This window comes from Thermus sp. (assembly GCF_037444525.1).
In the GTDB taxonomy this organism is placed as follows: domain Bacteria; phylum Deinococcota; class Deinococci; order Deinococcales; family Thermaceae; genus Thermus.
Genome location: NZ_JBBIMD010000075.1, coordinates 1 through 9,703 on the forward strand (window position 1 = coordinate 1; position 9,703 = coordinate 9,703).

8 protein-coding genes are annotated in these 9,703 nt (G+C 64.9%); all 8 read right to left on the bottom strand.

From position 1 onward, the window contains the following. Window positions 1-1,162 (bottom strand): alpha-amylase family glycosyl hydrolase (locus WKI94_RS10615; protein ID WP_337845708.1); only part of this gene is annotated, 1,162 nt, incomplete at its 3' end. Further along, window positions 1,159-2,472, bottom strand: a complete 1,314-nt coding sequence (locus tag WKI94_RS10620) for a sugar ABC transporter permease (protein ID WP_337845709.1) — start codon at window positions 2,470-2,472, stop codon at window positions 1,159-1,161. The genes WKI94_RS10620 and WKI94_RS10615, both read right to left, overlap by 4 nt. Beyond that, window positions 2,472-3,800 carry an ABC transporter permease subunit gene (locus WKI94_RS10625; protein WP_337845710.1) on the bottom strand — a complete coding sequence of 443 codons (1,329 nt, stop codon included), beginning with the start codon at window positions 3,798-3,800 and terminating at the stop codon, window positions 2,472-2,474. The genes WKI94_RS10620 and WKI94_RS10625 overlap by 1 nt, the downstream gene beginning before the upstream one ends. A gap of 59 nt (window positions 3,801-3,859) precedes the next feature. Then, the gene (locus tag WKI94_RS10630; RefSeq protein ID WP_337845711.1) at window positions 3,860-5,056 is read right to left on the bottom strand and encodes a maltose ABC transporter substrate-binding protein; all 1,197 of its coding nucleotides are present in this window, start codon (window positions 5,054-5,056) and stop codon (window positions 3,860-3,862) included. 53 nt (window positions 5,057-5,109) lie between these two features. Continuing rightward, on the bottom strand, window positions 5,110-6,150 hold the full coding sequence (locus WKI94_RS10635; RefSeq protein ID WP_337845712.1) for a hypothetical protein: 1,041 nt from the start codon (window positions 6,148-6,150) through the stop codon (window positions 5,110-5,112). Next, on the bottom strand, window positions 6,147-6,758 hold the full coding sequence (gene rdgB, locus WKI94_RS10640) for an RdgB/HAM1 family non-canonical purine NTP pyrophosphatase (protein ID WP_337845713.1): 612 nt from the start codon (window positions 6,756-6,758) through the stop codon (window positions 6,147-6,149). Before rdgB ends, WKI94_RS10635 begins: the two co-directional genes overlap by 4 nt. A 22-nt stretch (window positions 6,759-6,780) precedes the next feature. Continuing rightward, complete coding sequence (locus WKI94_RS10645) at window positions 6,781-7,731, bottom strand: polyprenyl synthetase family protein (RefSeq protein ID WP_337845714.1); 951 nt, start codon at window positions 7,729-7,731, stop codon at window positions 6,781-6,783. A 61-nt stretch (window positions 7,732-7,792) separates the two neighbouring features. After that, the coding region (locus WKI94_RS10650; RefSeq protein ID WP_337845715.1) for an Ig-like domain-containing protein at window positions 7,793-9,703 on the bottom strand (1,911 nt) is incomplete at its 5' end.

A 9,703-nucleotide genomic window follows, 5' to 3' on the forward strand; every position in this document is an offset into this window, starting at 1 on the left:
CGTCCAAGGCCACGGGACGCCCCTGGTGGTCCCGGCCCGAAAGCCAGGCCATGACCGGGTGGGCGAAACCCGCGTAGTGCATGGCCCCGTCCAGGGTGTGGGCCCTTAGGGTGGGGACGGCATCGTAAGAGAGCTCCCCAAAGACCAGCGCGTCCTCCCGGGCCTCCTTGGCCGCCAGGGCCAGCGCCCTAAGCCAGCGGGCGTTTTCCCGGTCCGTCCCCCCTTCCCCGATGGAGTGGGCCACGTCCAGCCGCCAGCCGTGGCAGAGGCGCATCCAGTGGCGGATGGGGGCCTTGGGGGCGTAGACGAAGCGCTCCTGGGTAAGGGGGGAGGCGTAGTCCAGCTTGGGCATGCCCTTCACCCCCCAAAAGCTGGCGTAGCCCCCCTCGGGGTAAAAGGTGAACATGCCCCGCTCCGGGCTTTCCGGCTCCTTTAGGGCCCGCTGGAACCAGGGGTGGGTGGCCCCCACGTGGTTGAAGACCCCGTCCAGCACAAGCCGCATCCCCCTCGCCTCCAGGGTGCCGTAGAGGGTTTTCAGGGCCTCCTCGCCCCCCAGATGGGGGTCCACCCGCAGGTAGTCCTCGGTATCGTAGCGGTGGCTGGAAGGGCTTTGGAAGATGGGGGTGAGGTAGAGGACCTCCACCCCCAGCGCCTCCAGGTAGGGCAGGGCCTCCACCACGCCGAAGAGGTCCCCCCCGTAGAACTCCCAAGCGCCCTCGGGCCCTGGGGGCTCGTGCCAGGCCTTCCGGCGGATGGGCCTTCCCCCCAGGGTCCAGGCTCCGTCCTTCGGGGCGAGCTCCGGCCGCCCCCTTCGGAAGCGGTCGGGGAAGATCTGGTAGAAGACCGCCCCCAAGGCCCAGGAGGGGGGCAAGGGAAGGCCTGCCAGAAGGTGGAAGAAGCGGTCGTAGCGGGGAAGGGTTCCTTCCAGGCCGTGGCTTCCCAAATACCCCTCGGGGAGGCGGAAGAGGTAGAGGAAGGGGCTTTCATGTACCCGGACCCTCACCCGAAGCCCCCCGGGATAGGGGGTCATGGGCTTGGCGTGCACCTCCCCGTCTTTCCGGTAGAGGAAAAGGCCCTCCCGGGCCCGGGTTTCCAAGCGGAACTCCACCTCCTCCCCAAGCTCGGGGAAAGGGGGGTCCAGGTGCTCCAGGTCGTGCCTCATTCCTTCACCGCCCCTGCGGTGTAGCCGGAGACGAAGTACTGCTGGAAGCCGTAGAAGAGGAAGAGGATGGGCAAAGACCCGAGGACGCTGGCCGCGGCGAAGACCCCCCATTTGGTCTGGAACTGGCCGGTGGTGAAGCTCCTAAGGCCCACCCCCACGTTCCAGCTTTCCACCCCCGTGAGGACCAGGTTGGCCAGGACGAACTCCGAGTAGGTGCCCACGAACTGGAGGAGGAAGATGAAGACGAACATGGGGGCGGAAAGGGGGAGGAGGATCTTGGTGAAGACCTGCCACCGGGTGGCCCCGTCCACCATGGCCGCCTCCTCGAGGCTCGGGCTGATGCTCTCCAGGTAGCCCTTGTACACCCAGGTCCCGAAGCTGATGATCCCCCCTGAGTAGGCCAGGACCAACCCGGTGAAGGTGCCGAGGAGGTCCAGCCGGGAAAGGAGGTAGTAGATGGCCACCAGGGCCAGAAAACCCGGGAACATCTGCACGAAGATGAAGAAGAGGAGGAGGGGGTAGCGGCCGGGGAAGCGAAAGCGGGCAAAGGCGTACCCCGCGGTGGCGGTGAGGAGAACGGCGAGGAGGCCCGTCATCCCCGAGATGAGGAAGGTGTTCCGCACCCAGAGGAGGAACTTGGCCTCCGTGCCTGAGCCGGTGAACTGCTTGGGGGAAAGGAAGAGGGCCAGGGCGAAGAGGGAAAGGGCAAGGAGGAGGAGAAGCCGCCCCTGCCAACGCTCCAGCCTCTCCCCACCCCCAAGCAGGCGGCGGAAAAGGGCCACTCCCCCCACCCCAAGCAGGCTAAGCCCCGCCAGGAACACCAGGAAAAGCTGGTAGGGGTAGAGCACCACCCCCTCCACCAGGCGGGCGTAGTTCTCCAGGGAGGGGCTTGGGAGGTAGGGGATGACCTTGGCATCCAGAAGGAGGAAGCCCGTCTCGGGGCGGCGGAAGCTGAAGAGGTTGTTGGCGGGGTCAAAGCTCGCCGCCACCACCTGGACCACGGGGTAGTAGGCGAGGAGGATCACCGTCCAGAGGAAGAGGTGGGTGAGCCCCTGGAGGAAGAGGGGCCAGGGGCTAAGCCGCCTTCCCTTCCGGCGGAGCCAGGCGGTGTAGAGAAGGCTATAAAGAAGGATGAGGAGAGCAAGCCCCAGGTAGCCCAGAAGGGCATAGGCCCAGCCGTAGGGCACGAAGACGCTCCCAAAAGCCACCTGCTTCCGGTAGGAGGCCTCGTCAAAAAGGCGGTTCGCCGCATACCAGTAGAGGCCATACAGGCCCAAGAGGGCCAAGAGGGCGTAAGCGAGCCTCCGCATCAGCGCACCTCCCTTAGGGCCCCCGTGAGGCGGAAGTTCACCAGGCTGATGGCCACCGTGAGGAGGAAGATGAGGATGCTGATGGCCGCCCCAAGCCCGTAGGCGGACTGCCCCTCGGCGCTGAAGGCGGTCTTGTAGGCCCAGGAGATGAGGATGTCCGTGGCCTGGGCCGTGGCCAGCCGCCCCTCCTCTGCCGGCCCGCCCCCCGTGAGGAGGTAGATGATGTAGAAGTTGTTGAAGTTAAAGGCGAAGGAGGAGAGGAGGATGGGCATCATGGGCTTCTCCAAAAGGGGTAGGGTGATCCCCCAAAGGGCCTGCCAGGGGGTGGCCCCGTCCACCCGGGCCGCCTCGTAGAGTTCGTCGGGGATGGTGGAAAGGGCCCCCAGGGTGGCGGTCATCATGTAGGGGAAGCCGAGCCAAAGGTTCACCAGAAGCACGGCCACCTTGGCCCAGTCGGGGTCGTTGAGCCAGGGGATGGGGTAGATCCCCAAGACCCCAAGAAGGCGGTTGATGGCCCCGAAGTTGTAGTTCAAAAGGGCCACCCAGACCTGGACGGTGATGACCCCGGGCAGGGCCCAGGAGACCACCAGGAGGGTGCGGTAGAGGTTGCGGAGCTTTAGGGCCTTGTTGTTCAGGATAAGGCCCAAAACCAGGCCAACGAGAGCGTTCAGGAGCACGGTGAGGGTGGCAAAGGCCACGTTCCAGAGGAAAACCGGCCACAGGGCCTGGTTGGCCTGGGCCAGGATACGGGCGAAGTTCTGGAAGCCCACGAAGCCGAAGGTGTTGACCCGGTAGAGGTAAGCGGGGGGAAAGGGGGGGATGCGGTCCAGGACCACCTCCACCCCCTGGGCCTCCAAAACCTGGGCCCGGAAGCGGCGCCCCTCCCGCTCCCCTTCCACCCTAAGCCCCGCGCAGGCGGTGCAGCGGAAGACCTCCTCCAAAGGGGCTTCAAGGCGCAGGGTGGCCCCTTTGGCCTCCAAGACCGCCACCTCCGTGGAACGGTCGGGGAAACCGTTCTTGGCCCCCGAGTAGTCGGTGAAGGCCAGGTAGACCGTGAGGCCGATGGGGTAGAGGGTGAAGACCAGGAGGAAGCTTAGGGCGGGAAGGAGATAGTACCAGTCCGTAAGCCAAGGGAACCAGCGCCCTAAGAGGATAGCCCCCGGCACCAGGGCCAAAAACCCCAGAACGAGGATCGTCCAACCGGGCAAGGGCAGATAGGCGGCGAGGAGGAAGTACCCGAGAAGCCCCACCCCGGTGCTTAGGGCGAGAAGGAGGAGGACAAGCCCCAGGGCGAGGAGAAAGCCTTTTAAGCCGGGCGGGTGTCGCATGACCTAAACATAAAGCCCCCCAGGGGCGAAGGATGTCCCCTGGAGGGCCCCCATCTCCCTTAGCGCCCGATGGCCTTCTTGATCTCGGCCACCATATCCTCCACGATCTTCTTCACGTTGGAGTCGGGCTTCTGGATGGCCAGGTTGATGGCGTTCCCCCAGGGGCCCCAGACCTTGCCCATCTCGGGGATGTTGGGCATGGGGGTGCCCAAGGGGAAGACCTGGGCGAAGCCCGCCACCACCGGGTCCTTCTCCAGGGTCTTCACCGCGCTCTTGGACACGGGGATCCGCCCACCCGCCTGGTTGAAGGACACCAGGTTCTTACCGGTGACCAAGGTCTTGGCGAAGTTCACCGCGGCGGTCTTGTTCTTGGAGTAGGCGTTCACCACCACACCCTGGACGCCCAGGAAGGGGCCCCAAGGGGCCTTGGCCCCAGGGGGCGTGGGGAAGGGGGCGATGCCGAAGTCAATCTTGGCCTTCTTGTAGTCCCCAAGGGCCCAGGGGCCGTTGAGGATCATGGCCAGGGCCCCGTCCTTGAAGGCCCCGTCCGCCACCCCGTAGTCCACCCCTTCAGGAACCAGGTTGTACCGGTAGCGGAGGTCTTTGATGAACTGGAGGGCCTTCTCCCCCACCTCGCCCCCGAGGAGGAGCTTGGAGGGGTCCAGGTTGCCCTTGGCGTCCTTGGCGAAGACGTTCTCTGCCCCAAAGGCCTTGAAGAAGCCGAAGTTGAAGTAGGGGTCGCCGATGTTGTAGAGGAAACCGAAGGTGTTGCCCTTGGTGAGGCCTTGGGCGAGCTTTAGGAACTCGTCCCAGGTCTTGGGGGGTTCCTTCACGTACTTCTTGTTGTAGATGAGGGCCACGCTCTCCGCGAAGGCGGGAAGGCCGAAGAGCTTCCCGCCAAAGGTGAAGGCCTCGAGGGCCACCCCCTGGAGGTCAGAGAGGTAGGCCTGGGTCACGTACTTGTCCATGGGCTCCAGGACCCCAGCCTGGGCCATCTCCCCCAACCAGTCATGGGGGATGGAGACGATGAGGTCCGCGGCCTGGCCCTGGGGCGCCCCCAGGATGAACTTCTGCTTGATGTCCCCGAAGGGGACCTCCACCACCTCCACCCGGACCCCGGAGGTCTTCTCGTAGGCCTTGGCCTGGGCCTTGAGCCACTCCAACTCGGGGCCCCCAAAGTGGGTCCAGACCGTAACCTTGCCCTGGGCCAGGGCCAGGCCCAAACCCAGGAGCGTCGCGGTGAGCCACCTCTTCATACCGTACCTCCTCGAGCGCTGGTAGCGCTTCCGCAAAGGATTCTACACCCGGTCTATAGCCCGTGCAAGAGGGCCCGGGCCACCTCAAAGGCGATTAAAGCCAGGATCCCCACCTCCACCGCCTGGCTGCGCAGGTGGACCACCTCCTCGGTGACCATCTCGTAGGTGGCCTCCAGGACCCTAAGCTTCTCCTCCACGCTCCTTTCCAGCTCGTAGGCCCCGTAAAGCTCTAAGGCGGCCCGGTAGATCTTGGCGTAGAAGAGGTCCTCGGTGATGCGAAGCGCCCCTTCCATGCGGGCCTTCACGTCGGCGATCTCCGCGTGCTGGGCCATAAGGCGGCGGCGGAGGCGCTGGAGGCGGCCATAGCCCCAAAGCCCCCGCTGGCGGAGGACTTGGGGTACGGCCTCCAGGGCCTCGGCGAGGACGCGGTCGTAGTAGGAAAGCTCCAGAAGCTGGGCGTGGACGAACTCCACCAGGTCGGCCACGTCCCAAATCCCCTCGGAGTCCAGGATGAGCACCCGGTCAAAGCCCAAAAGGGCCAGGTCCTCCGTGGAGTAGCTGTAGCGGTAGCGCTCCATCTCCCGGCGCACCTCGGGAGCGAAGGCCTCCGCCGCTCCCATCCAAAGGGGGGTGAGGTCCACCGGGGGCTCGTGGGCCGGGTAGCCCTGGAAGCCCAGGGCATGGTAGACCACAAACTCCTCGGAAAGCCGCTTCTCCTCGGGGCGGAGGAGGGCCCCCTTGAGGTAGGGCTCCAGGGCGGCAAGCTCCGCCAGGAAGAACCCGTCCCAAAAGGGCAGGTTGGGGAGGTCCAAGGCCTTTTCCAAGAAGTCCTGCCAGTCCAAGACCTCTCCCAGGTGGACGCGGAAGGAGAGGGAGGCCACCCCGAACTCGTAAAGCCGGGCGGTGAGGAGGCCGGAAAGTCCCTCCACCATCCGCACCCCAAGCTCCAGCTCCGCAGGGGGGTCTTGGAAGCGCACCGCCCCAAGCCGGGCCCGGGAAAGCCTAAGCCGGGGCACGGAAAGGCGGGAAAGGTCGATCTCGTCCGCCAGATCGTAAAGGCGGTAGAGGGCGATGTGGGGGGAAAGGACTCTCATTCCAGCTTGGAGATCTCCCGGGGCGGGGGACCGTGCTCGTGGGCCTTAAGGAGGGCTTCCAGGGCCCGGGCCCGGTGGGAATAGCGGGCTTTCTCCTCCAGGGTCATCTCCGCAAAGGTCTTGCCCGCCTCGGGCACGAAAAAGAGGGGATCGTAGCCGAAGCCCCCTTCGCCTCGGGGGGCCTCGAGGATCGCCCCTTCCACCCGCCCCTCGTAGCTCTCCGCGTGCCCATCGGGGTAAGCCAGGACCAGCACGGCCACGAAGTAGGCCCGCCGCTCCTCCCCCTTTAGGCCGCGCATCCTCTCCAGGAGGTAGACGTTCCGCTCCCGATCCGTGGCCTTGCCCCCATAGCGGGCGCTATACACCCCAGGCTCCCCCCCAAGGGCGGGCACCACCAGGCCCGAATCGTCGGCTAGGGCAGGGAGGCCCGTGGCCTTGGCCACGTAGGCCGCTTTGAGGAGGGCGTTGTCCAGGAAGGTGGCCCCCTCCTCCTTGGGCAGGCGCAAGGGGAAGTCGGCCAGGGAAAGGAGGGTCCAGCCCAAGGGGGCAAGGCCCGCCCTAAGCTCCCGCACCTTGCCGGGGTTGGAAGTGGCCAGGACCACGCGCATGCGCCCTTAGCATACACCGGCCCTAGGCCAGGCGCTCCCCTTCCGCCTGGGCCAAGGCCTTAAGGGCCTCCTTGTAGGGGGAAGGGGGCAAGGGGGCAAGGGCCTCTAGGGCGGCCTCGGCCCGCGTCCTGATCCGCCTCTCCACCTCCTCCGCCACCCCGCTGGCCTGGGCCAGGGCCCGAAGCCGCTCCAAATCCCCCGGCTCAGAGGCCCGCCGTTTTAGCACCTCCCGTACCCAGGGGGCCTCCTCCATAAGGAGGAGGGTGATGAGGGTGGCCTTCCCCTCCCGCACATCCCCCCCCACGGGCTTGCCCAGGGCCTCGGGGCTTCCCATGAGGTCCAGGTAGTCGTCCCGCATCTGGAAGGCCTGGCCGTAGAGGAGGCCAAAGCGCCTTAGGGCCTCCCGCACCGCCCCGTTTGTGCCCTTCAGGACCGCCGCCCCTTCCGTGGCCAGGGCCATGAGGGCCGCGGTCTTGGCGGTGATGATGCGCTCGTAGTTCTCCAGGCTGTAGTCCTCCAGGGCCGCCACTTGGAACTGCAGGACCTCCCCTTCGGAAAGCACCCGGGCGGTCTCGGCGAACATCTCCACGAGCTCGAGGCTCCCCGTCTTGGCGATGACGTGGAGGAGGCGAGAAAGGAGGAAATCGCCCGAGAGGACGGAAACCGCGTTGCCGTAGCGCCGGTAGGCGGCCTCCTTCCCCCGGCGGAGCTCGGCCTCGTCTATGAGGTCGTCGTGGAGGAGGGTGGCGGAGTGGAGAAGCTCCACCGCCAAGGCAAGCTCCAGCTCAAAAGGGGCCCCCCCCAGGGCTCTGGAGGCCAAAAAAGCCAGCCGCGGCCGGATGCGCTTTCCCCCGGCCGTTACCAGGTCCTGGTGGATGAGCCGGATGAAGAGGATCTCGGACCGGACCAGCTGGCCCAGGGCCTCTTCAAAGCGGAGGAAGAAGGGCGTTAGCTCAGGCAGATTCGTCCCCACCTGGCCCAGTATAAGGCCCGGACTCCAAAGGCTTTGGAGTCCGGACCCCCTTCCTTACCTCCTAAGGTCCCACCACCACCGCTACCGAGCCACCCTGAGCCTGGCCTTGCACGCGCCTAGAAGTGTCCTCAAACACCACCACCACATCCCAGGTGCCGGTATCCTCATCGGAGAAAGCCCGACTGAAGCCAACCGAGGTCCCCTGGCCAGAGTAGGCTTCCACGGGCACACCATTCCTCCGCAGGAACGCGGTGTACCGAACAGTGGTGGAGAAGTTCACGGTCCAGGTGGCCGTGCCAGGAACGGTAACCGTGGCGTTATCTACACCCACTATTGCGGTAGGCCTGGCGACGCCCCTATTCACCCTCACATCCAGTTCCTGGATGTTGCGCAAGGTGGTATCCTGGGCATCCACCGCCACCACCCGCAGGCAGTAGGCGCCGTCGTTAATGTAGGGATAAGCGTCCAGGGGAACCGCCATGTAGAAGAGGCCGTAGGGGCTTGCCTCGTAGCGCAGGAGGTGGTTTTCCGTGGTTGGGCTTGCGCAGCTGCCCCCGATCAGGCGGACCTCCAACGCGTGCACCCGCCCCGAGTCGTCGGTCACGTCCCCCATGAGATAGAAGAAGCCCCCTGCCAAAACCGTACCCGAAGCCGGCTGGTAAAGGACCAGGGCGGGAGGCAGGTTAGAGTCCACCTGCACCTGAACGGGAATCTCCTGGTAGATGCGATAGGTGGTGCCCGCTACCACCACCCGGCCCTCCACCACCAAGCGGTAGCGGTCCGCCGGGACATTCCCCAAGTCCAGAAGGGCTTCGGCCACGCTGTCCTCATCGTCCGGAGGTTCCTGACCACTATCCAAGAGGGGCTGTTCTTTAACTAAATTGCCCCGGTAATCGTACACCCGAGCCCAAAGGTTATGCCCACCCTGAGAAACCCAAGTGAATGGGGTCCCCTGCTTTGCCACGCTGGCCCTCACGGTAAACTGTACCCCCACCCTGCCTTCGGATTGGGGTTCGAGGATGCTTAGAGAAGGCGGCACACCCTGGTTGCGCACCTGCACCTGGATTTCTTCCTCGCCCCGGTTACCAGAGGCGTCATGGGCCACTGCCTTCAAGGAAAGTGGCCCATCGTCAAAGCCCGTGGTGTCCAAGGAGAAAGTGTAGACAGAGCCCACCAAGGTTCCAATCCCGAGAAGCTGGCCCCCCGCAAAGAACCTTACCTCCTCTACGCTTTGGTTATCCAAAGCCCTGACCCTCAGGGTAATAGTCCCTGCCACGCTTTGCCCGTCCAAAGGATCCAGCCAGCTCACCTGAGGGGGAGAGGCGTCAGGGTTGTTGAGGTTAGCCTGTAGCTCACCTATACCCTGCAGACGATTGCTGTTCAAAGCCACCGCTCGCAAAGTCACTGGACCGTTGGCAAAACTCTGCGTATCCCAAGTCAGCTCCCAATATCCCCCCCTCCGAATAGCAGAGCCCAAGAGGAAAGTCTGCCCAGCAGAGGATTCCGCCAGGAAGTAAACCTGCTCCACGTCCGGAACATCCCAAGCTTGAACCGCGAGGCTTACCGAACCCTGCAAGGGGGCATTTGGAGAGGGGGCAACCCAGGTCAACTGGGGAGGCTGATTATCCAGCGTAACCTTAATGGACGCTTCACCATGGTTCCCAGCCTGGTCCTTAACCGTGGCCCGTAGTGTATAGGCCCCATCTATCTGTCCAGAAAGACTCCATGTGTTCCCGGAAAGGGGTTGCCCATTGACCTCGTATTGCAGAGAAGTTGGGTCGGGGTTCTCGTCGTCAACCAATACTGAAAGGTTAACCGTCACCACGCCGCCCACCGTGGCCCCATCCACCGGGTTCACCCACCGCACCACCGGCGGCGTGTTGTCCACCGTCACCCCCACCAAAGCCTCAGACGCGTTCCCACTCCGGTCCACCGCCACTGCACGCAGCGTATGACTGCCGTCCGGAAGCCT

Coding starts and splice junctions, on each gene's coding strand:
- WKI94_RS10620 (WP_337845709.1), bottom strand. CDS start 2,472: ATGCGGAGGCTCGCTTACGCCCTCTTGGCCCTCTTGGGCCTGTATGGC.
- WKI94_RS10625 (WP_337845710.1), bottom strand. CDS start 3,800: ATGCGACACCCGCCCGGCTTAAAAGGCTTTCTCCTCGCCCTGGGGCTT.
- WKI94_RS10630 (WP_337845711.1), bottom strand. CDS start 5,056: ATGAAGAGGTGGCTCACCGCGACGCTCCTGGGTTTGGGCCTGGCCCTG.
- WKI94_RS10635 (WP_337845712.1), bottom strand. CDS start 6,150: ATGAGAGTCCTTTCCCCCCACATCGCCCTCTACCGCCTTTACGATCTG.
- rdgB (WP_337845713.1), bottom strand. CDS start 6,758: ATGCGCGTGGTCCTGGCCACTTCCAACCCCGGCAAGGTGCGGGAGCTT.